Source organism: Paraglaciecola sp. 2405UD69-4 (assembly GCF_047525415.1).
Classification (GTDB): domain Bacteria; phylum Pseudomonadota; class Gammaproteobacteria; order Enterobacterales; family Alteromonadaceae; genus Paraglaciecola.
Genome location: NZ_JBLIXM010000001.1, coordinates 1 through 26,484 on the forward strand (window position 1 = coordinate 1; position 26,484 = coordinate 26,484).

At 39.3% G+C, this 26,484-nt stretch carries 27 protein-coding genes and 1 rRNA gene; 13 read left to right on the forward strand and 15 right to left on the reverse strand.

Annotation, left to right across the window (positions count from 1 at the left end; all coding sequences use genetic code 11):
* The first annotated feature begins 5 nt into the window (after window positions 1-5).
* The 6 genes from rrf (at window position 6) to ACMUMK_RS00030 (ending at window position 5,505) form a co-directional block, all read left to right on the forward strand.
* Window positions 6-121, forward strand: a 5S ribosomal RNA gene (gene rrf, locus ACMUMK_RS00005).
* A 744-nt stretch (window positions 122-865) separates the two neighbouring features.
* Complete coding sequence (locus ACMUMK_RS00010; protein ID WP_414699082.1) at window positions 866-1,225, forward strand: hypothetical protein; 360 nt, start codon at window positions 866-868, stop codon at window positions 1,223-1,225.
* A 27-nt stretch (window positions 1,226-1,252) separates the two neighbouring features.
* A complete protein-coding gene (locus ACMUMK_RS00015) occupies window positions 1,253-1,981 on the forward strand; it encodes a YjbF family lipoprotein (protein WP_414699083.1) in 729 nt (242 codons plus the stop codon).
* A gap of 2 nt (window positions 1,982-1,983) precedes the next feature.
* A complete protein-coding gene (locus ACMUMK_RS00020; protein WP_414699084.1) occupies window positions 1,984-2,700 on the forward strand; it encodes a capsule biosynthesis GfcC family protein in 717 nt (238 codons plus the stop codon).
* A 44-nt stretch (window positions 2,701-2,744) separates the two neighbouring features.
* Window positions 2,745-4,796 carry a YjbH domain-containing protein gene (locus ACMUMK_RS00025; protein ID WP_414700303.1) on the forward strand — a complete coding sequence of 684 codons (2,052 nt, stop codon included), beginning with the start codon at window positions 2,745-2,747 and terminating at the stop codon, window positions 4,794-4,796.
* 238 nt (window positions 4,797-5,034) lie between these two features.
* Complete coding sequence (locus ACMUMK_RS00030; protein ID WP_414699085.1) at window positions 5,035-5,505, forward strand: EVE domain-containing protein; 471 nt, start codon at window positions 5,035-5,037, stop codon at window positions 5,503-5,505.
* On the opposite strand, the gene ACMUMK_RS00035 is transcribed toward ACMUMK_RS00030, so the two are convergent.
* The 7 genes from ACMUMK_RS00035 to ACMUMK_RS00065 form a co-directional block, all read right to left on the reverse strand.
* Window positions 5,502-5,975 carry a hypothetical protein gene (locus tag ACMUMK_RS00035; RefSeq protein WP_414699086.1) on the reverse strand — a complete coding sequence of 158 codons (474 nt, stop codon included), beginning with the start codon at window positions 5,973-5,975 and terminating at the stop codon, window positions 5,502-5,504. The two genes, ACMUMK_RS00030 and ACMUMK_RS00035, sit on opposite strands and share 4 nt — an antisense overlap.
* A gap of 35 nt (window positions 5,976-6,010) precedes the next feature.
* Window positions 6,011-7,762, reverse strand: a complete 1,752-nt coding sequence (locus tag ACMUMK_RS00040) for a DUF885 domain-containing protein (protein ID WP_414699087.1) — start codon at window positions 7,760-7,762, stop codon at window positions 6,011-6,013.
* 67 nt (window positions 7,763-7,829) lie between these two features.
* Window positions 7,830-8,153, reverse strand: a complete 324-nt coding sequence (locus tag ACMUMK_RS00045; RefSeq protein WP_414699088.1) for a DUF1820 family protein — start codon at window positions 8,151-8,153, stop codon at window positions 7,830-7,832.
* Between the two features lie 77 nt (window positions 8,154-8,230).
* Window positions 8,231-10,240 (reverse strand): putative bifunctional diguanylate cyclase/phosphodiesterase, encoded by a 2,010-nt coding sequence (locus ACMUMK_RS00050; protein WP_414699089.1) that lies wholly within the window; start codon window positions 10,238-10,240, stop codon window positions 8,231-8,233.
* 9 nt (window positions 10,241-10,249) lie between these two features.
* On the reverse strand, window positions 10,250-10,864 hold the full coding sequence (locus ACMUMK_RS00055) for a hypothetical protein (protein ID WP_414699090.1): 615 nt from the start codon (window positions 10,862-10,864) through the stop codon (window positions 10,250-10,252).
* Between the two features lie 15 nt (window positions 10,865-10,879).
* Complete coding sequence (locus tag ACMUMK_RS00060; protein WP_414699091.1) at window positions 10,880-11,899, reverse strand: hypothetical protein; 1,020 nt, start codon at window positions 11,897-11,899, stop codon at window positions 10,880-10,882.
* A gap of 229 nt (window positions 11,900-12,128) precedes the next feature.
* Window positions 12,129-12,704, reverse strand: coding sequence for a TetR/AcrR family transcriptional regulator (locus ACMUMK_RS00065; protein WP_414699092.1), 576 nt, complete (start codon window positions 12,702-12,704; stop codon window positions 12,129-12,131).
* A gap of 125 nt (window positions 12,705-12,829) precedes the next feature.
* Here ACMUMK_RS00065 and ACMUMK_RS00070 point away from each other — a divergent pair, with 125 nt between their 5' ends.
* Window positions 12,830-14,488, forward strand: a complete 1,659-nt coding sequence (locus ACMUMK_RS00070) for a M28 family metallopeptidase (RefSeq protein ID WP_414699093.1) — start codon at window positions 12,830-12,832, stop codon at window positions 14,486-14,488.
* A 63-nt stretch (window positions 14,489-14,551) separates the two neighbouring features.
* On the opposite strand, the gene slmA is transcribed toward ACMUMK_RS00070, so the two are convergent.
* Window positions 14,552-15,142, reverse strand: coding sequence for a nucleoid occlusion factor SlmA (gene slmA, locus ACMUMK_RS00075; RefSeq protein WP_414699094.1), 591 nt, complete (start codon window positions 15,140-15,142; stop codon window positions 14,552-14,554).
* Window positions 15,143-15,170: 28 nt separating this feature from the next.
* Window positions 15,171-16,370: a bifunctional phosphopantothenoylcysteine decarboxylase/phosphopantothenate--cysteine ligase CoaBC gene (gene coaBC / locus ACMUMK_RS00080; protein ID WP_414699095.1), complete on the reverse strand. Its 1,200-nt coding sequence runs from the start codon at window positions 16,368-16,370 to the stop codon at window positions 15,171-15,173.
* Between the two features lie 143 nt (window positions 16,371-16,513).
* Between coaBC and radC the strand changes: the two genes are divergently transcribed.
* From radC to mutM, 5 genes are all read left to right on the forward strand, one after another.
* Entirely contained in the window at window positions 16,514-17,188 is a 675-nt protein-coding gene (radC, locus tag ACMUMK_RS00085; protein WP_414699096.1) for a RadC family protein, read from the forward strand.
* A 166-nt stretch (window positions 17,189-17,354) separates the two neighbouring features.
* A complete protein-coding gene (rpmB, locus tag ACMUMK_RS00090; protein ID WP_414699097.1) occupies window positions 17,355-17,591 on the forward strand; it encodes a 50S ribosomal protein L28 in 237 nt (78 codons plus the stop codon).
* A gap of 11 nt (window positions 17,592-17,602) precedes the next feature.
* On the forward strand, window positions 17,603-17,758 hold the full coding sequence (gene rpmG / locus ACMUMK_RS00095; RefSeq protein WP_133468220.1) for a 50S ribosomal protein L33: 156 nt from the start codon (window positions 17,603-17,605) through the stop codon (window positions 17,756-17,758).
* A gap of 120 nt (window positions 17,759-17,878) precedes the next feature.
* Complete coding sequence (locus tag ACMUMK_RS00100) at window positions 17,879-18,334, forward strand: hypothetical protein (RefSeq protein WP_414699098.1); 456 nt, start codon at window positions 17,879-17,881, stop codon at window positions 18,332-18,334.
* 3 nt (window positions 18,335-18,337) lie between these two features.
* Window positions 18,338-19,150 (forward strand): bifunctional DNA-formamidopyrimidine glycosylase/DNA-(apurinic or apyrimidinic site) lyase, encoded by an 813-nt coding sequence (gene mutM / locus ACMUMK_RS00105; protein WP_414699099.1) that lies wholly within the window; start codon window positions 18,338-18,340, stop codon window positions 19,148-19,150.
* Between the two features lie 15 nt (window positions 19,151-19,165).
* On the opposite strand, the gene coaD is transcribed toward mutM, so the two are convergent.
* On the reverse strand, window positions 19,166-19,654 hold the full coding sequence (coaD, locus tag ACMUMK_RS00110; protein ID WP_414699100.1) for a pantetheine-phosphate adenylyltransferase: 489 nt from the start codon (window positions 19,652-19,654) through the stop codon (window positions 19,166-19,168).
* A gap of 215 nt (window positions 19,655-19,869) precedes the next feature.
* On the opposite strand from coaD, the gene ACMUMK_RS00115 reads away from it, so the two are divergent.
* A complete protein-coding gene (locus ACMUMK_RS00115; RefSeq protein WP_414699101.1) occupies window positions 19,870-20,559 on the forward strand; it encodes a sulfotransferase family protein in 690 nt (229 codons plus the stop codon).
* A gap of 85 nt (window positions 20,560-20,644) precedes the next feature.
* Here the strand turns inward: ACMUMK_RS00115 and ACMUMK_RS00120 are convergent, their stop codons facing one another.
* From ACMUMK_RS00120 to ACMUMK_RS00140, 5 genes are all read right to left on the reverse strand, one after another.
* Window positions 20,645-21,421, reverse strand: a complete 777-nt coding sequence (locus ACMUMK_RS00120; protein ID WP_414699102.1) for a L,D-transpeptidase family protein — start codon at window positions 21,419-21,421, stop codon at window positions 20,645-20,647.
* Entirely contained in the window at window positions 21,409-22,512 is a 1,104-nt protein-coding gene (locus ACMUMK_RS00125; protein WP_414699103.1) for a dipeptide epimerase, read from the reverse strand. The genes ACMUMK_RS00120 and ACMUMK_RS00125 overlap by 13 nt, the downstream gene beginning before the upstream one ends.
* 6 nt (window positions 22,513-22,518) lie before the next feature.
* Complete coding sequence (locus tag ACMUMK_RS00130; RefSeq protein WP_414699104.1) at window positions 22,519-23,952, reverse strand: SH3 domain-containing protein; 1,434 nt, start codon at window positions 23,950-23,952, stop codon at window positions 22,519-22,521.
* Between the two features lie 9 nt (window positions 23,953-23,961).
* Window positions 23,962-24,843, reverse strand: a complete 882-nt coding sequence (locus tag ACMUMK_RS00135) for a BadF/BadG/BcrA/BcrD ATPase family protein (protein ID WP_414699105.1) — start codon at window positions 24,841-24,843, stop codon at window positions 23,962-23,964.
* 66 nt (window positions 24,844-24,909) lie between these two features.
* Window positions 24,910-26,481 carry a serine hydrolase gene (locus ACMUMK_RS00140; protein WP_414699106.1) on the reverse strand — a complete coding sequence of 524 codons (1,572 nt, stop codon included), beginning with the start codon at window positions 26,479-26,481 and terminating at the stop codon, window positions 24,910-24,912.
* Between the last annotated feature and the right edge of the window lie 3 nt (window positions 26,482-26,484).

Genomic DNA, 26,484 nt, shown 5'->3' on the forward strand with positions numbered 1-26,484 from the left:
TTTTGTCTGGCGGCCATAGCGATGCGGTCCCACCTGATCCCATTCCGAACTCAGAAGTGAAACGCATTAGCGGCGATGGTAGTTTGGGGTTTCCCCATGCGAGAGTAGCACACTGCCAGACTCCTATTCATAAGAAAGGCCACCTGCATAAGGTGGCCTTTTTTTTATCTAAAATTTAGCCAGTATGTCATCCCGATTGGCTTGGAGGCAGGTGACCTTTCATCTGAACAGATGTGACATGCTATCCCGCGGTCAACTATCACGAAGTGGATTCCCGGACAGTCGCAGAGCTCATGTCGTTCAGGCGGTTACGCTGCTTCGCAGCTAAAAGCAAACCACCTTCACCCCCATGCGAGAGTAGTACACTACTGGAAAGCCAGCCCTGCAGCCTCCTATTTAAGTACTAAGCCACTTCATTGAGGGGGCTTTTTGCGTTTCTGGGGATTGAACACCTCAACGTCTCAGTGTGCACATCCCTGATGATACTCACCCAAATATTACATCTCGGCAAATTGCTCCTGCATTGCTCGTCACAAGATGGTATTGTCCCATGATGATACTCCCCCAAACTCGTCATCCTTGACTCGTTCAAAAGCGGAATGGAACTTCGTTTTCTTAATTATGCCGTTACTAAGTTCACCCATTAAAAGTTGTTACAGAACTATACAATTTGCTTGATAGGATTTCTTATGCGTGAAGATGTTAGTAATACGTATATAGCAGCCCTTGTTTTACATATTCTTAATGAATATTTACGGTAGGATTTTTACAGATTTATGTGTGAATAGGCATATTAATTGATTGTGCTTTAGTGGCGGATCAATTACTATCCAAGCAGTGATCATAATTCATAGAGGGATTGGCAATGAAAAAATTATTAGTAACTTTGGTTGCAGCGGCATCGATAGCTTCTGCTAATGCTCAAGAACAACCTGGCGGTGCTTCTGCCACAGGTGCAACTATTGGTGGTGTAGCAGCGGGTACTGTTGCAGCAGCAGCTACAGCCGTTGCTATTGCAGGTGCTTTGGTAGCTAACTCAAACGGTACTGCACAAGTAGAAGACCCTGATCCAGTGGTTCCTGAAGAGACATGTAGTGGCGATGATGCCTTAGCTGATGGTGTTTGTATTGGTACAACTGTTACAGTTACTCAGACTGGTACTGGCACTATGACTAGTACAGTAACTGTTCCTGTAACATTTACTTATGCTCCAACACTTCAATAAGTTTATTATTTAGCAAAAGCCGCCTTAATGGCGGCTTTTTTTGTGTCGATTTTTTGTGGTGGCAATGTGAATTTATATAGAGCAATTTTTCTATTTCTGGGTTTTACAGTTTTTGTTGGTTGCTCTTCAACCCATAAAGCTTATTTACAAACAATGAAACTAGCCTTTCAATCTAGCTCTGACCCCACTTTAACTCTTGCGGAAATACAAAGCTCTCCTGTAGATCTTCTTTACATTCGTCTTAACGATAAACCTAGAGCGGTTCTAGCACTAGCTTATATTGAAAACTCAAATTACAAATGGGTAAGTGGTGACAATGCCATGTTAGTTGAGAAAGGCGGCAGGATTATAAGAACCGTCGGTATGATTGACCATTTTAACTATGTAACTAACATTGAAAATGATCCTTTAAGTACTCTTAACGATATTAGCAATCATGCTACCTGGAATCGCTTTGTTGATTATGGTAACAACCAAAATGCTTCTGTACGTTCGCTTTTTGAGTATGTGGCTAATTCAGAACTTATGATAGACGGTAATCTTGCTAAAGCTAGTTTGTTAAAAGAAGTTGTGACATTTTACGGCGTTAATGAAAAACCAGACACTTGGACTAATTATTATTGGTTCGATAGTGAAACTAAACAGTTACTAAAGAGCAAGCAGAAAATATCACCAGATTCAGACAAATACGAGCTCACCTATGTGAGTCGAATTGCTCGTTTACCTTTAGCGCCAATACTGAATATTGAGGACTAGGTGTGAAAATACTTTTATTTGTTTTTACCCTAAGTTGGGCGAGTTTTAATTTTGCGGCAGTTAAAGTCACGATTAATGATACTACCTATACTTATGATACTAACCCTAGATTATCAGAGGTGCTAGAGGTCGTTGCTCTTCAGCGGCCTTGGTACTGGCAAGCAGCGGCTTTGTTTCGTTTAGACAAAGGGAGCCTAGAGCAAGATAGGTCCTTGGTGATTGAGCAGCTTAATGAGTTGATAAGTTCAAAAGGCGATTCAAAAATAATTAGCGACTTAATAATAGATATTAAGAGCTGGCGTTTAGCTCCAAGAGTGTTTATTCCAATAGACTATGATTTGTCTAGAGTGCAGCCTAAGTTCAATCCTAAGTTTGATGATGGTGAATATCTGTTGCTGTTAAAAGAAAGGCCCACAACAATTTCTGTATTAGGAATGATTACAAACCCTACTGCTATTGATTATCAAGACAATGTCACAGTGAAAGACTACGTATCTAAAATAAATAGAACGGACCTGTCTGATAAAAGTCTAATTTATATCATTCAAAACGACGGTCAAATAAGTAAGTCTGGCATCGCTTATTGGAACAATAACTACGACCAAGTTATGCCAGGTTCTCAACTATTTATTCCTATCTCAGAGAGTCAATTTATTTCCCAAATTAGTACCTTAAATATGAAAATAGCAAAGTTAGCGACGAACAGGGTTTATAAATGAAAACTCGTTTTAAGTTTCTAAAGGGCGCTTTTACTTTAGCTCTAATGTTTATTCAGCCTTATGTTAAAGGCCAAGAGAGTAAGTCGGTTACTCCGTCACAGATGGTGCAGGGAGGCGTTGGCTTATGGCAGACCCCTACAGCCAGAATGATGCCAGAAGGGTCTCAAACGATTAATTATACAGACAATGACCAATATAGATTTTGGTCTAGTAGTTTGCAGTTATTCCCATGGATGGAAGCAACGGTAAGATATACTGATGTGAGAACCCAGTTATATAGTAATGTCGCTAGTTTTAGTGGTAATCAAACATTAAAAGACAAAGGAATAGATGTAAAATTTCGCTTACTAGAAGAAGATTACTACTTACCACAGCTTGCTGTAGGCTTTCGTGATTTTGGAGGTACTGGTTTCTTTGAAAGCGAATTTGTTAACTTAAGTAAAAGGGTTGGTCCACTAGATCTTCACCTTGGTATTGGCTGGGGTTATCTGGGTGCAGGGGGAAATACTAGCAATCCATTCTGCGAACTAGCTGATAGTTTCTGTGAACGGCCCGGAGGTTTTTCAGGTAGTGGTGGAAAAATAGAATTTGGACACTTTTTTAAAGGCCCAGCTTCTATTTTCGGTGGAATAGAATACCAAACCCCCATTAAAAACCTTGGGTTAAAACTCGAATATGAAGGGAATGATTATATAAATGACCGAGCCGGAGAGTTAGAACAAGACTCTCCTTGGAATTTTGGCTTAGTTTATAAGTGGAATGACTTTGATTTTTCCCTTAATTATCAAAGGGGAAATACAATAGGTTTTGGCGTGACCTATAACTTAAATTTGCACACTGCAAAACAAGTGAAGTTTGATAAGCCTCCGCGATCTATACAAGGAGCAACCCCAGCTACGGATATGAAAAACCTTAATAGAAAGCGTCTATATACAGATTTATATTCTGAAGGTAGTTTTCTAATTAAGTACACCCATCAAACTGACGACCAGATGACTATCTACGGCAATCAGTTTGCTTATCGAGATAATGATGAAGCCATTGAGAGGGTGGGAAGAATATTAGCCTCAGAGCTACCTGAATCAATTAAAACCTATAAAATAGTGGATAATGCTGTGCTATTACCTATGGTTGAGACAGAAATTGACGCAGAGGCATTTAAAGAAGCTGCACGATATGAATCTTTAGAGTCTGACTTAGCAAGGTCGTATCATCGCCAAGAGCCATCTGTAGAAACTTTAGCTAACTATCAACCAGACAATACTTCTGGTTTATTTCATGCGGTGAATAGTTTTTGGATACAAACATTTGGCGGTCCAGAATCATTTTATCTATATCAAGGCGGTGCAATTCTTAGTGGTGGCTATGGGTTTAACGAGAACTTTTCGATTTCAGGGGGAGTGAAAGCTACCTTAATTGAAAACTTCGATAAGTTTAATTTTACTATTGATAGACAAGACTCAAGCTTACCGCGAGTCAGAACCCAAGTAAGGGAATATGTTACTCGAAGTAAAGTGACCCTCGAAACAGCATTTTTGCATTGGACAGATAGAGTTGCCCCTAATTTGTTTGCTCAAGCATATGGTGGGTATTTAGAGACTATGTTTGGAGGAGTTGGTACCGAGCTGCTTTATAGTCCTGTTGATAGTAATTTGTCATTTGGCATTGACTTAAATTATGTACAACAAAGATCTTATGAAAATAATTTTGATTTCTTCGATTATAAAGCATTTACCGGTCATGCAAGTATGTATTGGCGTCCTGACTTTTTGCCAGACACCCAAATTATTGTTAGTGCAGGCCAGTTCTTAGCAAAAGATAAAGGTGTGAATATTGATTTTGCTAAGCGCTTTGACAGCGGAATTATTGTTGGCGCCTATGCAGCAATTACAAATGTTACTGCTGAAGAATATGGCGAAGGGAGTTTTACAAAAGGCTTTTATATTTCAATACCCTTTGACTTATTTGTCTTAAAGCCTGCCAAAGGTCGAGGGAAAATTCCTTGGGTGCCAATTGGGCGCGATGGTGGCCAGATGCTTCAAAAGCCGGTTAACCTAATCGATCTTAATCAATTAAGATCGCCATTTTACGACTAGCTTTAGCTGGCTGAGTGAAAGCTCAGCCAATATTGTTACAAAAATCTTATTATGATTGGCTTAACACTGTTTATGTTGTTCTGTGAGTGTGAAGTCATGATTTACAATTAAATAAAAATACTGGTGTGGTAATTAAATACCTATTATAAATCAAAGTCATAAGTTAATGGCGCTTCAACTTGAAAACTAGTAACCAAGGGTATAAGTTGATTTGGTTTATTAAATTGAAAGGTGAGTCATGCAATATTGGTTATTTAAAACGGAGCCGGATGCTTTTAGTATTGATGACTTGGCTAATATGCCAAATCAAACGGAGCATTGGGATGGTATTCGCAACTATCAAGCACGTAATTTTATGCGAGACCAGATTAAACAAGGAGACCAAGTCTTTATTTATCACTCTAGCTGCAAAGATGTAGGTATAGTGGGTTTAGCAGAGGTGGTTAAAGAAGGTTACCCTGATCACACTCAATTTAACCCAGAAGCTAAATATTATGATCTTAAATCATCACCAGACAACCCTCGTTGGTACATGGTAGATATTAAATTTAAGCAAAAATTTGCCACTTTATTACCTCTTAAAACCATTAAAGAGATGGCCGACATCAATGAAATTGGTCTTGTAAAAAAAGGAGGCCGCTTATCAGTTATGCCAGTTATAAAAACCGAATTTGATTTACTGCTAAGTTGTTGCCAAACAACAAACTAAGGTGTCTGCGGAGCTGTCATGTTCTGGCAAGCAGCTACAAAGCCCTCTATTGAATTTTGACTCCAAGGGAGTCGTACTTCTGAGGGTTGGCGGACAATAAATTCTCGAATAGAGTCCATGGATAGATCACTCTCTTGTAGTGCTTTCTGTAAAGCTGTTTCTATGGTTTCACTGCCCTGGCTACATGACATGATAATCGTTCTGAAGTTTTCAATAAGGCCGCTTACCACATTAAAATCTGCTTGGTTAATCAAGGCATGCTTTTTAAGTGAGTGTAATTGAGTTTGCAAAGAATGCTGTAATTGAGTGGTGACAATCAACATGATATTGGTTGTGTGTTTATTCTGTGATGTTAGAGACTTATGGGCACTTTGAGCTTGTTTAACTGCCCGTTGAATGCCTTGGTTACGATTAACAACATATGCCAAAACCAATACTAAAAAAACAATCACACCAAAAGCTATAAACATTTAACCACTCATAATTTTTATACTGAACATCAAGCTTAATTTTGTTGGATAAATTTCTCTACATTTATTTTCAATACAGATAAAGGAATAGAGCCATGTTCAAGTACTGCATTATGAAAAGCCCTTAAATCAAATCTATCACCTAATTGACTTTTGGCTTGTTGTCGCAACTGCTTAATGGTCAACTCTCCTATCTTGTATGAGAGGGCTTGAGCAGGCCAAGAAATATAGCGGTCTACTTCTGTCCTTACATTATGTTCCGACAAAGCAGTGTTCTCTAACATGTAATCTATCGCCTGCTGTCGGGACCAGCCTTTTACGTGCATGCCCGTATCAACCACCAATCGACACGCTCGCCACATTTCATAACTTAGGCGACCAAATTCATGATAGGGGTTTTCATACATCCCCACTTCTTTACCTAAAAACTCTGAGTATAAACCCCAGCCCTCTCCAAATGCTGATATATATGTATACCTGCGCACCTCTGGTAGCTCTTGTAGCTCTCTTGATAAAGATATCTGCAAATGATGCCCTGGTACTGCCTCATGAAGAGTTAAGGCTGTTAGTGCATACAAGGGGCGTTTATCTAAGGCATAGGTATTAACCCAATAAAACCCTGGCTGATTGTCACGAGTCGGGCCTATGTACCTTCCTGTGGTGTACTTAGGCGCAATATTGTCTGGTACTGCTTCTACTCCATAGGGCGTCCTAGGTAATTTATTGAATAATAAAGGTAATTTAGCATCCATTTGTTTAGCAATATAAGAAGCCTCTTTAATTAGCTCTTCTGGTGTTTTGGCATAAAACTGAGGGTCGGTTCTTAAGAAATGAATAAACTCATTAATATCACCATCAAAATCAAGCGTGTTTAGCACTAGTTGCATTTCATCACGGATCCGCGCTACTTCTTCTAGGCCTAATTGATGAATATCCTCAACCGACATACTAGTAGTTGTGTAGTAATTACTGCGGTTTTGATAATAGGCTAAGCCATCTTTCCAAGAGTTTGCGCCTACTTCTTGCTTACTATTAGGGATATAGTCTTTAACAAGAAAATCATAAAAAGCTTGGTATGCGGGAAACACTTTAGTGCTTATTATTGTTTTAGCTTGCTGCTTAAGGCTAACTTGTTGCTCCTTGGTTAAAGGTGAGTCTGAAAGGTCTTTGAAAGGGGTATAATATAAGCTATCGCTGGGAGCATCATGAACAAAGGCTTTAACTGAATTTTCAAATCCAACAAGTACAGATTTTGGCTGCACAAATCCGGTTTCAATACCTTTTTTCATCCATGCGATTTGTTGTGAAAAATATGAGGGGAATTTTGACAACCTAGAGAGGTAGTTTTCATAATCTTTGGGGCTGTTAAAGCGGATTGAACGAGGTAAAAAGGCTAGGCTACTATGAAAGCTAGACTCAGAAGTAAGCGGCATGTAATGGCTATTAAAATTGTATTGGTCAACATAATTTTGCAGCCTATATTTCTGCATAATGACACTGATTTTCTCAGACTGGCTAAGGCTTGTTTTATCTAGATTATCGAGTGTGTCTAAAAAGCTTCTGAACTGTTGATTTTGGCGTTGTAAGCTCTCTGGGCTTATGTCTGATAATTGGTCGTCATAATCGTGTACGCCAAGACGAGTAGCCATAATTGGATTAGTTGTTAACTCATACTGCCAAATATCGTCTAGTAAGGTGGTGAGCTGTGGTGAGCTAGCTGACACTTTAGTTACCGATATAGCACATAGTAAAAAACAGGCAGCTATCCAATTCACGTTAGTTTTCATTCGATTCTCTTATTTCTTTTAAGCAATATCAGCTTAATGGTTTTTATAAGAGATTGAAATCTAGTGGTTAATTTTTAGGGGTATAAATAGGACTAGGAAAAGTCGTCACCTTGTCTGAAAGTTGAGTGATTTTAGAGGTGCCTTGCTTTTTGACCTCATCAATTCGCAACACACTATGCATAGGAATGTATGTTTGTGTAACGTCGGCAAACTCATCCTTTAGTTTCTCATGGCTTGGATCAACTACTAGGCTAGTGTGGGTGTCCCATACAAAATCCCCAATTTCAATAAATCCAAACATACTTCCTTGGCTTACTTCCCGAACATAAAGCTCGTATTTTTCGCCATTGCTAATGAATTGAACTCGAAATAAGTGGGTGTTTTTAGACATAAATTTTAAAACAGCTATTAATTAGGGATATTTGTTTGATTCTAACATGGCAATAGGCTATTCCCAATTATGAAAAGTTAGCTAGTGGGGGCTAAAGGTTCTGGCTTTGAGAAGTAATAACCTTGTGCATAATCAACCCCAAGCTTAGTTAATGCTTCAACCACATCAGCTTCTTCTACGAATTCTGCTATGACCTCTTGCCCGGCTGTTTTAGCAATTTCACAGATAGACTTTACTGCTGTGTAGTCTAATGGGTTACCCATCATGTTGGCGATGAAAGTACCATCTATTTTAATTTTGTTGGTTGGAAATTCTTTTATGTGAGCATACGAAGAGTGCCCACTTCCAAAATCATCTAAGGCAAACTTACAGCCTAAGTTGTTGATATTATGTATGAAGTCTCGAGCGCGCTTTGTGTTGGTAATAGCTGCTGTTTCAGTAATTTCAAAACAAATTTTTGCTGGAGGGAGCCTACTGTGTTTTATTTTATCGATAATGAACTTTTCTAGGTCGTTATCTGTTAGTGAGTGACCTGATAAGTTTATAGAAACGGTATCCATATTATCTACTTGGTTAATGTGTTTTTCAAAATGCTCGCAAACCGCATTGAGCACCCATCGATCTATTTTACTGCTTAATTTGTATCGTTCAGCAATTGGAAAAAAGTTAGCAGGGCTTACAATATTGTCATTGCTATCAAGCATTCTTAACAAAATTTCGAAATGCTTACCCGACTTCTGCTGTTGGAGTGGCACGATATCTTGTTTATACAAAATAAATAGATCGTTGTTGATGGCATTATTAATCTGATGAACCGATAACATTTCTTGTTGTTTTTCCGCGGAGCTTTGGTTACTTGCATCATATAAATGTACGGTATTTCTTCCGGCATTCTTCGATAAGCTACATGCGATATCGGCAGAGTTTAGTAAGTTAGTTGTAGTACTTTCTGAAAGTTTGGGAGCTAAACCAATACTAGCACTTAGCTGAAAGGTTTCGTCTTCCCAGTGGTATGTTAAGTCACGGATACTATCTTTTATGGAGTTTGCAACGAGCAGAGCACTACTTACAGAATAATCCTTTAGTAATATTGCAAATTCATCCCCTCCTAACCTTGCTACCGTATCTTGGGGGCGAACATTTTCTTTGAGTATTCGAGCTACACTCACCAGTATTTCATCTCCTGCTGCGTGGCCGCAGGTATCATTTATGGTTTTAAAGTAGTCTAAGTCTATGAAGCAAAGAAAGTAGCTGTGTTTTTGATCGTCAATAATGTCGCTTAAATTACGTTCGAATACTCTTCTATTATGTAACTCTGTAAGTGGATCGTGAGAAGCTTGGTGAAAAAGTGTTTGGGTTAATAGCTTAAAATCATTACTCAACTCAATAATTTCAGAAGGGGCATTATTGGTAGACTGAAAATCACTTCCCTTTAATGCTTTATGGGATGATGCAATTAAGCCATTTAAAGGTTTGCATATTTTTCTATTTGCCCACCACCATAATGCAATGATTAATAACAAAAAAATTATGCGAGCTATCCATCCTACTTGCTCCATAAGAGCTTTTTCTTGCTCAAGGTATTTAGCATCTTTTTGAATACTTGCTGTAACCTCTTTTGAAATAAATTCTAGATTTTGGAATAAAGCTAAACTCGCAGGATCATAAACAGCTAATAAATCCCGTAATTGCATTGGCAAATCATCTTCAGGCGTTCTGCCTATAATATCTAAGTAACCATTAATCTCATTAATGTTAATAATGGCATTTTCGATTTTATTATTAATTGATACAAATGGGCTTTGGCTTTGTAATTTTGCCAGTTCAGCGGTTAGGTAATCCCCCATATTCTTTGCACCAAAAATTAGGTAGGTATTACCGGAGGCTACAACAAGATCCGTTGTAACTAGGTATTGAGATGCGCTATTGTCTATTCTTTCTAAGTCCTTTGCCCATAATAGACTTTTAGTGTGTTTACTAGCAGAAGCTTGCACATGCTCAAAATGATAATTTAATACTTGCTCCAACATATATGCGCCGAGCAAGCAACTTAAAACGAGTATGGCTAAGTAGCTTCTAATTCTCATGAATAGTCTTTAGTTAGCTTGATTTGAAGTAAGTAGAAGGTTTTTTTCCCAACTGATATTCGTTATTGCTAATGTTTTTAGAGCGGAGCGAAGTGTAAGTAGAGCTATAGTTTGGGCCGTGGGAAAGGCTTTTTTCCCAGCTGCAGAAAGTGACTCACCATCACTACTTAGAAAAGGTTTTAATTGATTAAAGGTTTTGTTTTTAATTTGTTTTTCAATGCTTTGTACCACGCTATCGTTACATTCAGGGCTACGACAGCGCTGAAAATAAAAACCTCTTAGGGTTTTATCTGCATTAATTGCCCAGGCAATTTCAATTAATCCCCACTTAGCCCATTCAGAACGAGCTTGCAAAAAACCATCATGCTCTCCATCTTTGTAAATCACATATAAGGTGTGCTTGCCAACTTCTCCTTGATGAAGTGTAAATGGCAAATTTGCTTTTACAGATATACGATCTTCTTCTGTTATGGTGGTTACTAGAGAACGGTATTCGTAATTTTGGTTGTAAAGCATTTGGATGGCTGACACAGGGTCTCGTAAAGAGCAAAAAGCCGCGTTTGTAATTGATATAGTTAACAATTCTAAAACAATTAATAAGGATAATATCTTGTATTTTTTCATTTCATTATTCCTTAGTTAAATCCTGTATCTAAGTTGAATACTTAAAGTAGGAGCTACTTCAACTGTAGATGCATCGTTTAGTTTATTTTTGTATTGGGCACTCAGATCTATACCTTGACTATTCAGCCATTGAACTCCTACCACCCAGTAGCTAGAAGAGTCTACTCTGTTGCTCTCCAAGCTGGCTACTTCCGTTTGTTGGTAACCTAATTGTAGGTAAGCAACGAATTCTTCGTTAGGAGTTTTCCATAAAGCTTCGACAAAGGTGTTTACAGTATCGTTTTGTGCTGTTTTCCCTATAGAAGACTCTGCTATAAACTCCCATTGGTAATAATAATACGAGGCGTCTATGCCAAGTTTTTTAATATTTGTTAGTCCATTGTTACCTAAAACGTCTCCAGTGAACCATGATAAACCAGTAACAAAATTTTTATTGGATAATGTACCTAACCGCCCTGAGAATATATACGGATTATCGCTGCTAGTTATATCCTGATTAGTTCCCCTAGTTAACGCTACTTCGTATTCAAATTTTGGCATGATGCCATTTATTGAAACGCCCCAATCGCCTTTAATGCCTCTATCAGTAAATGTTAATTGACGTAAAGTACCATTAGTATCAACCAGATATTCGAGTCCATAAGGAACTTCAAAATGTCCTATCCTGATATTAAGTTTACCTTGGCTTAAAGCTGTATAATTAAAATTAACCATCCGCCAAATTACTTTGGCGTCATTGGCATGATCAAAAGTTAAATTGGGGTTTGATTCATTATTCAACTTAACTAGGTAAGGTTGAAAAATTAAGGTACCTATATCAGATGTGCTACTGCTGAATACTTTATGTACATCTAACCCAACAACATTGGTAAAGCTAGTACGGTCTATCTCTAAATTACGAGTTGCTCTTGATGAAAAGTCGATTGACCATCGAGTGTTTTCTTTTAACATGCTAAGACTATTCGTTTGTGCAAGAGAAAGTTGAGACGTTAAACCCATAATTATCATCAGTGAAGCAGAGAGTATTTTATTCATTAAGCGTAGCTTTACTAAGTTGGACCTAAATATATAAATTAAAATTTCGTAACAGTTGTAAATGGAAATTGGAGTTTTAATACTCAGACTGATTATAGATTAAGAAGAGCAGAGTAACATTACCATCTAGATATACGGTGTTACTTACTTTAATACATAAAATAAAGTCAGATACAGTTGCCACATTAACGGTTTACTAAAAATTACAACTTTGGTTACTCTGAATCTTTTATTGTTTGGTAGCCAATGGGCCTAGAAGGGCTTGGGTTGCTAGTTGTAACTCGTCTGTACCTCCAGCAAGTACAGCGTTTACTGCAAACCCTTGAACATAACTGGTCAGCTGTAATGCCGTTGCCTCAATGTTAATTTGGGTATGTACTTGTCCTAAATTTTGAGCTTTTTCTAAACATCCAATAAATGAAATTTGTAACTTGTCTAAATAATGTCGACCAAGCTCTCTTACTGTTTCATCGTCAAAACCTAGCTCAGTAATACAGTTAATTAGTAAGCAGCCTCTGCCTTTTACGTGCTTAACATAATGAGCGAAAAAAGAGTTGATTGAATCTAAACCTTGATTAGATTCAAGGTGTTTCTGTTGTTCGCTTAGGTACTTGTTTTGATAGTGATTAAGAACTTGGTACAAAAAAGCTTGCTTGCTACCAAACTCTAAATAAAATCCTCTGCGGTTGAACCCTGTTCTAATAATTATTTCATCCATAATTGCGCCATGATAGCCATGCTCTAAAAATACATCGACGGCTTGGTCTAAAACGGTATCCAGATTGTATTGGGGTTTGCGCGGCATGATAAAAATGGTTAGACAGTATGTGTATTCTTTTCAGATTAGCTGAGTTAAGTTATCTGTCAAGCTTATGGTCGCCAGGTTTTTGATATAACCTGCTGATTTATTTTGTAAAGTTGGAGATAAAAATGAAAAGTAAACTGCTCAGTTGCACTGGGCTTTTGTTAGCTATTGTATTAATTTCTGGGTGTAATTCAGAAAAAGCTAAATCAGAAAAAAGTGATAACGATGTAAAAGTTGCAGATGCGCAGCGTATTAAGTCTCATATAAGGTTTTTGGCTGATGATTTGTTAGAGGGGCGTGATACTGGTTCTAGAGGCCATGAGATTGCTTCTTTATATATAGCGGCAGAGTTTGAGAAATATGGTCTGACCCCAGCAGGTGATAATGATAGTTATCTGCAACGTATAAATTTTGTGCAAGCAAATCTAGATCAATCTTCAGTTGAACTGTCTTTAAAAGGTGTAAATGGCGAGACTAAACTTAGTTACCCGAAGCAGTTTTTAACTTATGCCAATCCTGAGCAAACCCATACCAATATGGCTGGAAAACTAGTATTTGTAGGCTATGGTATTGTTGCACCTGAACTGCAGCATGATGATTATCAAGGTGTTGATGTAAAAGGTAAGGTTGTAGTCGTACTTTCAGGTAAACCTAAGTCTTTTCCAAGTGAAGAAGGGGCGCACTTTGGTTCTACAAGCGAAAAACTTCGTCATGCCTCTGAAAATGGTGCTGTTGGCTACATAAGCATAAGTACACCAACAGCCGAAACGGTTAGGCCATATCAAAACCTTTTGAATTACATACACACACCTCGGGTAAAGTGGTTGGATGTGAATGGCCAAGTGTCTGGGGTATACCCAGAAATCAAAGGAACTGCTTACTTCAGCAAAGAGGCTGCTGCAATATTGTTCGAAAATGCAGAGCTAAGTCTAGAGCAAATTTATAGCATGTTAGAGAATGATGAGTCACCTAAAGGTTTTGATTTAGAAGTAGAGGTGACACTTGCATCAACAAGTAATCACAAGACTATTTCTAGTCCCAATGTGGCGGCTATTGTAGAAGGTTCAGACCCTGAGCTGAAGTCTGAATACATAGTATACTCTGCCCATTCAGATCATATTGGTTTTGCCAAAACAGTTAAAAAAGACAAAATAAATAATGGTGCTATGGATAACGCAACAGGTACTGCCGTGTTATTAGAAACCGCTAGGTTGTTTAGTCTACTTGAGGTCAAGCCTAAGCGTTCTTTATTGTTTGTTGCGGTAACGGGTGAAGAGAAAGGCTTGTTAGGTTCAGATTATTTTGCTCAAAATCCCACAGTTCCAAGTGAATCTTTAGTTGCCAATGTCAATTTGGATATGCCGATTTTAACCTACGAATTTGCTGATGTGATTGCCTTTGGTGCTGATCATAGTGATTTGAAAGAGTCTGTGGCAAATGCCGCTGAAAAAATAGGTTTAACACTAAGCCCGGATCCATTACCAGACCAAGCTTTATTTACTCGCTCAGATCATTATAGCTTTGTGAAACAAGGGGTGCCTTCGGTGTTTTTAGTGCCAGGGTTTCAGTCTGCAGACCCTGAGGTGGATGGCGGTAAACAGTTTAGAGAGTTTTTGAAAACGAATTATCACAAGCCAGGGGATGATTTTAATCAAGTGTTTAATTGGAAAGCAGCGACTAAATTCGCAGAGGTGAATTACCATATTGGTCTGACCTTGGCGGATCAGGCTAAGCGTTCTAGTTGGAATGAAGGTGACTTTTTTGGAGATACTTTTTCAAATTAGCCTTGGTAAATAATTAACCTACACCAGACTCTTGTCGTTTGGTGTAGGTTAGATGCTCATTATTTAGTTAAAAAACTGTTTGCTAATAAATTGCCATTGTTCATTAAAACCTTCGGTTGGGCGCCTCGTAAATTCACTACGAATAAACTGGTTAATGCGACCATCTGCAAAGCAAATTAGCATATTAGCAATAACGTATTCTTCAGCAGGTAAGGTCTTACCTTCTCTAAGTTTACGCTCTCTTAATACTTGTTTTAACTGGGTTTCTAAACGTTCGAATAATTGAGTAATTCGTTCACGTAATCTATCTTGTTCGCCCATCAAGGCGTCACCATTTAGGATCCGTGTTATCCCTGGATTTTTTTCAGCAAAACCTAAGATCAAATGTAAAATTAATTGGCAGCGGGTTGCTGTGTCTTTCTCTTCGTTGATAATTTTATTTATGCGAGAAAAAAGCGTTTCTTCGATAAACTCAATTAGTCCTTCAAACATTCTCGCCTTGCTAGGGAAGTGTCTGTATAAGGCGGCTTCTGATACTCCCACATGAGCTGCTAATTTTGCCGTAGTGATACGTTGGCCTGGGTTAGTCTGAAGCATACTGGCAAGGGCTTGAAGTATTTGTGCACGACGGTTTGGGCGTTTTGTAGCTGGCATTATGGTTCCTAAAAGACAGTAGGGTGTTTTATTTTTGTTCAGTGTATCTTTGTTCAACTAAAAGCATAAGCTGCTTAGCTAATAATTGCTTATCGGCAACTTCCAGTTTTAATTCACCTTTTGGCCAAAAAACTGTGAGTGCATTTTGTTCGCTGTTAAATCCAATTTTAGTATCAGATACATCATTAGCAGCAATCATATTTAGTTTTTTACGTTGTAGTTTTCCTAACGCATATTCTTTCAAATTTTGCGTTTCAGCTGCAAAACCAACGGTAAATGGTGGAACACTTAAATTTGCAACTTCTTTAAGAATATCAGGGTTTTTAACAAAAGTAAGTGTTAACTCATCATCTGACTTTTTGATTTTTTGATCAACCTTTTGTTGCACTCTATAGTCGGCAACTGCAGCACAACCAATGAATATATTGCAGTCTTGAATGTTCTTCATTACAGCATTTAACATTTGCTCAGCACTGGTTACTTTAATGACATTTATATTCTCTGGTGTAGGTAAATTGACTGGGCCGCTGACTAAGGTTACTTCAGCACCCAAGTCTTTAGCAGCTTGTGCCAAGGCATATCCCATTTTCCCAGAGCTGTGATTACTTATATAGCGAACAGGATCAATTTCTTCACGAGTTGGGCCTGCGGTTATGGTTATTTTTTCACCTTTTAGCAGCTGTGGGCTAGATGGGGTAGCGAGTAAATCAGCTAATTCCTGTGGTTCTAACATACGCCCCGGGCCTACATCACCGCATGCTTGTTCTCCCTGAGCAGGGCCAAGCAGTGTTACATCACGCTTGGCTAGCGTCGCTAAGTTAGCTTGCGTTGCTTTTGCATGCCACATTTGTTGATTCATTGCTGGAGCTAAGTAAATAGGAGCATCTGTTGCAAGGCATAAAGTTGACAAAAGGTCATCAGCAAGGCCGTGGGTGAGTTTAGCGATAAAGTTTGCCGTTGCAGGAGCGATAAGCAGTTTATCAGCCCATTTAGCTAATTCTATGTGCCCCATTGCTGCTTCTGCATCTTTATCTAGTAAGTCATTTGAAACCGAGTGGCCAGATACTGCTTGAAGGGATAATGGGCTGACAAATTCTGTTGCAGAGTCTGTCAGTACAACTCGAACATTTGCCCCTTTGGCAGTAAGTTTTCTAACTAAGTCTGGTGCTTTATAAGCGGCAATTCCGCCAGTTACACCTAATAAAATGTTTGTGTCTTTTAAATGCATGATAAATCTTGGGTCGTTCTTTTTTAGCTAATATTGACATTATTGGCTGGAATAGTCTTCATTTGCTAGGCTTATTTTTTAAGGTTGTAGCCTATCGTTTAAATCGCTTTTTATTTGCGAATACATTTTAAGAGCATGGACGCATGAAAATTACAGATTGGCCTGAGCAAGAAAGGCCCAGAGAAAAACTATTGGCTTGTGGTTCAAGCTCCCTCAACGACTCAGAATTACTCGCGATTTTTTTAAGAACAGGAATACGTGGCTCTAGTGCCGTTGACCTTGCTCGTAATTTATTAAGTGAGTTTGGCAGCTTAAGAAAACTATTCAGCGCATCAGAGCAAGAGTTTTGTGAAGCCAAAGGGTTAGGGCAAGCCAAGTATGTACAATTGCAAGCTTGTTTAGAAATGAGCCGTCGTTATATGGCTGAGAAGCTCGAAAAACTTGATGTGTGTAATTCTGTTGAGAGCACGCAAAATTATCTCATGAGTAAATTGAGAGATCAGCCTCACGAAGTATTTGCTGTATTGATGCTAGATAGTCAGTATCGCTTACTAAAATTTAGGCCTATGTTTTATGGCACTATAGATAGCGCAAGTGTCTACCCGAGAGTGTTAGTACAGCAAGCCTTAAAAGACAATGCGGCTGCCGTGATTTTGGCTCACAACCATCCATCAGGTGTTGCCGAGCCTAGCCAAGCAGATAAACACATTACTGAAACAATTATTAAGGCGTTTAGCTTGATGGATATTAAGGTATTAGACCATATTGTAATAGGGGATGGGGAAGTCGTATCATTCGCGCAAAGGGGGCTTATTTGATAGGTTGAAGGCTTGAAATACTGAATTAGCGCTTTTTCTACACATTATTCTTGAACTCCTGTTAGGTTTGCTGTATAAAATGCGCCCTCTTGTTAATAGCGTTAATCGTCATATATACAAATGACTGATTAAACCTAAATTTTTAGATTGTTTGGAGACAAAGGCCATGGCCAAAGTATGTCAAGTTACTGGCAAGCGTCCAGCGGTAGGAAACAACCGTTCTCACGCTAAAAATTCGACTCGTCGTCGTTTTTTGCCAAACCTTCATTCTCACCGTTTTTGGGTTGAAAGTGAAAACCGTTTCGTGAAATTACGTTTATCTGCTAAAGGTATGCGTATCATCGATAAGAAAGGTATTGATACCGTGTTAGCCGATTTGCGTGCTGACGGTGTTAAAATTTAAGGAATCAGATTATGCGTGATAAAATTAAGTTAGTGTCTACTGCTGGTACTGGTTACTACTACACTACTGATAAGAACAAACGTAATATGCCTGGCAAAATGGAGATCAAAAAGTTTGATCCTAAAGTTCGCCAGCACGTTTTGTTTAAGGAAGCTAAAATCAAATAAATTCTTTGGTTTTGTCTCCAGAAGAAACCCGACTTATGTCGGGTTTTTTGCGTTTACCGTAAAGCTGCATAATCCTTTGTGGCATAATTCTTATCTGTTTTCTTTCTGCGTATCTATTGTATGGTTAAATTATCTCAGCGCGCTTGGAATAATGTTTTAATTGTCAGCATGTTGTCTCTGATCATGCTATTTAATTTAAGTAACAATTTTTTGAATGATGATACCAGTGCCGAAGTTACTAACTTAGTTTCAGAAGGCTTGCTAATCAGCACAATAGAGTTTGCGAACGCTAAGGTTGAACGGGTAGGTCAAGGTTGGCGTGTTGAAACGGAGCAGGCGATAACTACAGACCTTGGACGTTTAGTCGAGCTTTGGCAAACCACACGGGTGAGTCTATTTGAACAGAGTGTTCAGTGGGAAGACTCGTATCCTAGTGTAACAGTATGGTTTATTGGGCAAGCTGAGCCTACAGAATATCAGTTCTTGCCATTAGCAGATAAAACACTCGTTAAAATAGCTAGCCAAACCTATCAATTAGTTAATGTGAATTATCAAATGTTAGTTCCTACAGAGTAAATCATGCCTGAATTACCAGAAGTTGAAGTGAGCCGTTTGGGGATAACCCCTCACCTTGAAAATCAAACCATTGAGCACATCATAGTACGTCAGCGGCAATTGCGCTGGCCTATTCCTCAAGAGGTTCATTTGGCAGAAGGCTTGGTGATAACCTCTATTCACAGGCGTGCAAAGTATTTACTGTTGAACACCTCTGCTGGCAGTATTGTTTTGCATCTTGGTATGTCTGGAAAGCTTTGCGTACTTGATAGTGATGCTGAGGTTAAAAAGCATGATCACCTAGACATAGTGCTAGGAAATGGGAAATGTCTGCGCTTCAATGATGCTAGGCGTTTTGGTTCATGCTTATGGCAAGGTATAGACGAACCTGAGTTGAAACTGCTTACTTCTTTAGGCCCAGAACCTCTTACAGATAATTTTAATGGTGAACGGCTTTTCGACATGTCTCGGGGTAAATCTGTGGCAGTGAAAAAATTTATTATGGACAACAAAGTGGTTGTTGGTGTCGGTAATATATATGCGAATGAATCTTTATTTATAGCAGGCATTGACCCAAGAAAACCTGCTGCTAAAGTGACCAAAAAACGTTATCTTCAGCTAGCTGAAATTATTAAAAAAGTGCTGCAAAGTGCTATTGAGCAGGGCGGGACAACCTTAAAAGATTTTGCTCAAGCAGATGGAAAGCCAGGTTATTTTGCCCAGCAACTCCTTGTATATGGACGAGCAGGAGAAGGCTGCGATGTATGTAAAACGCCAATCAAATCTGTGAATATTGGTCAGCGGAATACATTTTTTTGTGACACTTGCCAGCGCTAGCAGCAGGGCTAATAGTTAATTCTTACCGTGTAATTTATGCTGTAAGGCATCTATCACCGCTGGGTGGCAAAATTCATTTACTCGCCCTCTGTGTAAGGCCACTTCTTTAACTAAGGTAGAGGATATAAACGAGTTTTCTTCTGCGGGCGTCATAAATACACTTTCTAAATTGGGGTTGAGTCTTCGATTCATATTGGCAAGCTGAAACTCATATTCAAAGTCTGACACCGCTCTTAAACCTCGTATCAAAACCGTTGCTCCTTGATCTGCAGCGAAATCAGCTAACAAACCTTTGAACCCTATAACAGTTACGTTGTCTAGATCCGCGGTAACGTGTTTGATTAGCTCTACCCGCTCTTCAAGTGAGAATAATGGCTTTTTATTGGGGTTAAAGGCAACACCAACGATAACGTCAGTGAACATATTGGCCGCTCTAACAATTAGGTCAGCATGGCCATTTGTAACAGGATCAAATGTACCTGGATATATTGCTTTACTGTGCATAGTGATTAACTTTACTTTGTTTGGGTTAAGGCTAACTCAAATGAAACTTAAATTGCTACCTAAACTTTATTTTTATAGGTTATGGTGAACATTTTATATTTAAGGCAAAAGCAAGTGTTTTACATGTTATCTAGAGGTGAGTTTGGTGTACAATTCGGCCCGTTTCTCATTCGTTTTACGCTCTTCTACGAAAACTATTAAGGTAAAAAGTCAGTATGATTTCCCACAAGTTTAAATGTGTGTTTGTACATGTACCCAAAACAGCAGGTCAAAGTATTGAACAGTTTTTCAAAGAGCAACATGGTGTTAAAGATAAATATAGCGAAGAACTTTTACTGACAAAAAATGAAGATCCTACCAAAGGGCCCCAAAGGCTAGCTCATATGCGTAGTGATGAATATGTAACTTGTGGACATATGGATGCACAAACCTATCAAGACTATTTTACCTTTGGTTTTGTACGTAACCCTTGGCAGCGCTTAGTGTCTGAATATCTCCATAAAAAAATAGATAGCCGCATGTCATTGAAAGAGTTTATTTTAAATGGCTTGCCACAAGAAGATGAGTTTAGTGATGCTTATCGGCATATCATTCCTCAATCTGACTTTCTATTTGATGCCCAAGGTAATCAAAATGTGGACTTTATTGGCCGTTTTGAAAACTTAGAAGCAGATTTTTCATTTGTCTGTGAAAAATTAGGTTTAAGTGGCGCAAGCTTACCCCATAAAAACTCTTCATATAGCCCACGAAGAGCTGCATTAAGAAAGCTTAGGCATTTTTTCAGTGGTGACAAAAAACGTGTTAAAAAGGATTACCGAGAATATTTTGATGATGAACTATGTGAGCTGATAGCCAAAATGTATGCAAAAGACATCCATAATTTTGGTTACTCCTTTGACTCATAATTTTTAGAGGCTTATAGCCCTCAAGTTTTCCGCTTTTTTTACAAAGCTTTAGGTCGCTCTCTAAAGTAAAGCGACCTTAGTTGGTTTATAGACTCGGTAACCCCCAATCCTGTTGTTTTTTCTGGTACTCATCTTTGGGTAATGCTAGGTAGCGTGGGTTTTGGGTCGGGTCTAACCAAGCTAACAGTTTATCCATTTGTGGTTCTTCCATTGAAGTGCACCCTGCAGTTGGTACGTCTGGCCCAAACCATAAATGTAGGAAAATACAGCTTCCTTTGGTGTTTATATTTTCGGGGTTATGATCAAGTACTATGCCTTTTTTATAGATGGTTTGTCCTTCTTTATGAATATCTCTGCGCATAGGCTCTGTAGAGCCTGCAACTGCATCTTTACCTACATCAGCTTCATCTACTATTTGGTTGTACAAGGGCGAGGCATTGACATCCATACAGTAGTGATTGCCAGACATAGCCTGGTAAGGCATTTTCGTTTGAGCGCTTGGCAAGTACCCAAAGGTGCTGCTTAGGTTAAATATTCCGGCAGTAGCTTTGCCATCTCCTTCTACTTTGTAATCGCCATCTTGTTCTGGGTGTAAGCCTATTCCCCATGCTAAGCCCTTGCGGCCCAAGTTAACTGGGTATGCTTGGTCAACACTTTGCCATGTACCATCTCGCCATTCGAATTTCTGTAATGTCGCTGTGGTGGCTTCCCAATTATCTGACACCACCACTACAAGTTGCTTGGTATCGAGTGTTTGTAATAGTGGCTGTGCTTGTTCTGTGTGCGAGGAGCAAGCATTGAGCAATCCTGTAAATACCATAACTATGCCAATCAAAAGGTTGCGTGAAGTTAAAGTGACCATGTGAACTCCTGTAAATCGTTGATACTTTCGATGCCGAGACCAGCTCCATTACCTAATTGCACATTGGATAGCGTAAAGTCTACGCCGCCAACTACAGGGTCGTATTGGCCTAGCACCGGCCCATCTAAGTCTATTAGTGAAATACTGGATGCCTTTGCTGAGGCTAGGTGCGCGGCAGCGGCTACACTAATGCTGCCTTCTAACATGCAACCTACCATGCAAGGTATGCCATGTAGTTCAGCTAAATCTGCAATTTTAATGGCTTGGCTTAATCCAGCGCATTTCATCAATTTAATGTTGATAATATCTGCTGCACCACTGCGGACTAAGGTTAAAACCTGCTGGGGTGAACATGCGCTTTCGTCGGCCATTATAGGGGTGGTTATGCGTTCACTAATGTAGCGTAACCCATCAATATCATTACTTTTAACAGGCTGCTCGATAAGCTCTAACTCAACCCCTAGCTTTTCAAGTTTTTGTATGGCGTAAACTGTTTGTTTTGCGGTCCAGCCTTGATTTACATCTAATCTTATAATGGCCCGTTTAGATACGTCTTTGTATATCTCGTGTATTCGGGAAATATCATTTTCAATATGGGTACCAATCTTTATTTTTAGAATATCGAAACCCTGAGATATGGCGAGGTTGGCATCAGCTAACATCTTGTCTATATGATCAACACTAATGGTAACATCGGTTTTTAATTGTGGTATGCCACCCCCTAGCATTTTATATAAAGGCGCTTCAAAACCCTTAGCCCAAAGGTCATATATAGCGATTTCTAAAGCTGCCTTGGCGCTAGTATTAGCGACAATGGAATGTTGAATTTTGTGGCAAATACTATTTAAATCCTCAATATCCATACCTATGATATGAGGTCCAATTATCGTACTTATGGCGTAGCAAATGGAACCGTGAGTATCTCCTGTTATTACCGGTGTTGCTGGCGCTGAGCCATAACCTAATACACCTTTATCTGTTTCAACTATGACCACCAAGTCTGTGATGCTTTGTACTGTGCGTACAGCTGTTTTAAATGGGGTGATTAGCGGTACTTCTAACTTAGCAAAACGAATAGCGGTTATTTTCATATGATTTTATAGTCCTTCAACACTGTCGACAGTGAGACGTTTAATATTGTAAATACGGTCAACATAAGAAGTGGTCTTGTTTAAGTGCAACTTAATGAGCGGTGTCACCGATACTGCATTTAAGGTGCCTTGATAAAACTCACCTTCTGGCGTCCAATAAGCTAAGCCTTTTACGTCATGTATCACTGTTGGTTGGCCTTCTTCTTCACCTAAGTACATCATAACGTGTCCAGGAATGTAAATCAGATCTCCCACCTGCATATCGTTGATGACAGTTAATTTACTAATAGTGGTGCTGCCTTTGTTAAACCGAAAGTTTGTACCGTATTTTCCTTTGCCCTGCTGCCCAGAATTACGGGGCATCAAGATCCCAAACGTTTTATATATTTCACCTATAAAGCCGGTGCAATCTCTTGCATTATAATCATGACCCCAGCCGTAACGCTCTCCTAAAAATTTAAACCCTTGGCTAATAATGTTTTGCGGTGTGTAGGCTAAATACCCAAGGTGCACGTCTTGAGTTCTACCAATTAGCGCTGTTTCAATGCTTAGGCTACCGTCTGGTTTGCGGGTGGGGAGTTTTACTTGATAACTAGCTGCGGTACTTTGCCCATATAGCTCGTCATTCTGTTCAGAGGTGCTAACCAGTGGTAGCTTTACTCCCATGTCTAATTGCACTTCAGATAGGTGGGCATGATTAGGTAGGTAATTAGTTTGTATTTTTGAACCTGTTACCACTAAAAATTCTTTTTCAGCTAAATAGTTTGCAATTTCACTTTTGTCACCAATAGCAATATCACTTTGTTGTACCCAAGCTAAATAGTTGTAATTTTGGACGAGTAACCAATTGCCATCTTTACTGCGATGTAAAATAGACACAGCTTCACCTGGAAACACTGCGGTTTCTTGGAAACGGTCTAAATCTAAGTCCATGCCTTTATTAAAGACTCTATCCAAGGTTGGAAAAGTGCGTAACGCAGAGCGCTTACTGACTAGCCCAAACTTAACTGGATTGTGTTTAGCGATACCTTCAATATTTAAATTGGCTTGGTATTTATTGAAATCTTGTTCTGTCAGCTTAGTGCCATCGGCATAGAATCTAGCGCTGCTGGGTACACTACTAATTTTGTTTATCTTGGAAACTAACTCTGCCTTAGTTAATACTTCTGAAGTGCTTAAAGGATCAACTAAGTGGGGATTGGTTGCAAACAGCTGCTGATTAAACTTTTCAATATCTTCACTTGTCATGTCTATAACCTTGTTACTTCCTAATTTAGATTGCCAATACTGGGCATTTAATTGCTCGCTGGTAATATCTGGTACGTTGCTACTAAAGGTTTGGGTGCAATAAGTACTCAAGGTAATTAAAACAATAATGGGACGCAGATAGTCCTTTATCCATGGGGTGCTTTTACAATTTGGTTTGGTGTTCATCAACATAGTCATAGCTCAATTAAGTAATAAGGATTGATCTAATAAATAAAGTGCGCCTTTTTCTGGGCCAGCTTTAGGGCTGACCACGCGTTTTTGTAGTGCAGGACTAAATTTAGTTTTGAAAAATGGTGCTAGGCCGCCGGTGAGAGCTAAGGGTAGATCAGTGTTTTTTAAGGTGCTGTGGCATAACTTTTCTAAGTACTCTGTAGCCCTGTTCACTAATGATGATGCGTGTATATCTTCTGCGGCCAGTCTAACCACTTCTGGGGCTAAGGCTGCAAATTGACTTGGTGTCGCTTCCATCATCTTTTGTGCTAGATCAGCAGCTGAGCTTACATTTAACTTGTTCAAAATTTGCTGGTGTAAAGCTGTTACCTTGGTTACGCCATCTAAGGCGTCTAGGGTTGAAGCGACGGCAGAATGACCCAGCCAAGCACCGCTTCCTTTGTCTCCTAAAAGAAAGCCATGACCGCCAAACTGAGTAATGATACCCCTTTGTAATTGGGCTGCAGATGAGCCTGTTCCCACTATTAGTAAGGCGCCATCTTTGCCTCCATGTGCACCATAACTGCTGGTGGCTAAGTCGCTCTCTACTTTAAACTCTGCAAATGGGTGCTGCCATTCAAGTAGCTTTTCTTTAACACTAGGGACGGTTGCTCCCGCTAAGCCAGCGGCAACTTTGAGTAAAGGCATGTGCTTTGTATCTAGGCTTGCATCTAAAAGTGCCATATGCACAGACTTCAAAATAGAGTCTAATGTTTCTGGTAAGTTTCGAGCGGCATTGGCAGAACCACTTAGTCCTGCACCTAAAACCTTTCCATGTCTATTGAATAGATGGGCACTACATTTTGTTCCGCCACCATCAATTCCTACATAAAGAGGTTGTATATTATTCATTACCACTTGCATCCAATATTATATTCGTTTCTAAGATTATCATGGGAATAATTATTTCTGTAATCATTAGAGTTTAGTAAAGTTTAAATCTTGAAAATCATAACTAAAATCAACATCTTCTGAGGCGGGGGCAAGTGTCATACCCGTTACTCTGCCTTGTTCGTCCTGTTTAAAGGTAATTAACGCGTCAGCTTCTAAACTGCGGTCATTCCAACGAATTAATACTTGGCCTCCATGGTTTAATTGGTAGAGCTTACCTACGAATTTTTCTATTCGCAGCGCTCTGATTTGTAAAAATGAACCTTTATCGCTGCTGCCTTCTTCAATAATAAACTGACCTAACCAAGGATCTTCATATGTTCCAATATAGGCTGGTGCGCTCGTGTGATTTGCCTTGATTAGCTCATAGCTTGGTTTGTTGGCAGGCGACTTGGAGCTAACAGCTGACTTGTTAGAAGGGCTAAACTTTTGAAGCCAGTCGGTTTTAGTATCCCCTAGATAGGGCTTCATACTTGTGTACATTAAGGCGCTGCGGGCAGCACTTGATTGTTGGTTAGTGAGTACCACAAAGCCTAAGTCTAATTCAGGAAATAGACTGACAAATGAATACATGCCGGCCAAGCTGCCTGTGTGGTGCACTTGCAGATATCCGTTCATGTCATTAATGCGCCACCCTAATCCATAGGCACTAAAGTGGGTATTATCAAATTGTTTGCTGCGCCACGACACCGGCATAATCGTGTGTGGTGTCCACATCATTTTGTGTTGAACTGCTGAGAACAAGCTGTCACCAGAAGCGGTCTTTCCCTGATTTAGCTGTACTTTCACCCAGGTTAGCATGTCATTAAGGCTACATTGTATGCCGCCAGCAGGAGCAGATACACTTGGTTTGTCTGGATCAATAGGGCGAATAATGGTTTGCAGTTTACCGTTAACCATACCGTGTGGAGTGGCGACATTAGCTAGCTTTTCAGCAGGTACCTTACCGGCAAAACAATGCTCCATGCCTAAGGGCTGCATTATTCTTTGCTCTACAAAGTTTTCCCAACTGGTGTGAGTCACCGCTGGAATAATTTCACCGGCTACTATGTAAAGTAGGTTGTCGTAGGCGTAGTCCGACCTAAATTCACCTGTGGGTTTTAGGTGGCGTAAGTTATGTAAAACCTCTGCTCGGGTAAAACTAGAAGGTTCTGGCCACAACATTAAATCGCCAGCTCCTAGTCCTAAACCACTGCGGTGGGTTAATAAGTCAATTAGGTTAAACTCTTTGGTTACCCAAGGGTCATGAAGCGTAAAGTCGGTAAGATAAGTTTGTACTTTACCTTCCCAGCTTATTTTCTTTTCATCTACTAAAATGGCCAATGCCGCTGCGGTAAATGCTTTGGTGTTAGAGGCAATTTTGAAAATACTATTCTCATCAACAGGATCATCACTACCTAGGGTTTTAACACCAAAGCCTTTCGCAGCAATGACTTTCCCGTTTTGAACCACTCCAATTGCGGCTCCAGGAATGTGAAATTGTTCCATGATTTTCTGAATTTCTTGCTCATTCAAAGGTAATGGCTTTGCACTTACAACCACAGCGGCTCCATTAATTAGTAAACAAAATAGAATAAGTTTAAGGGCTAACTTTGACATAAC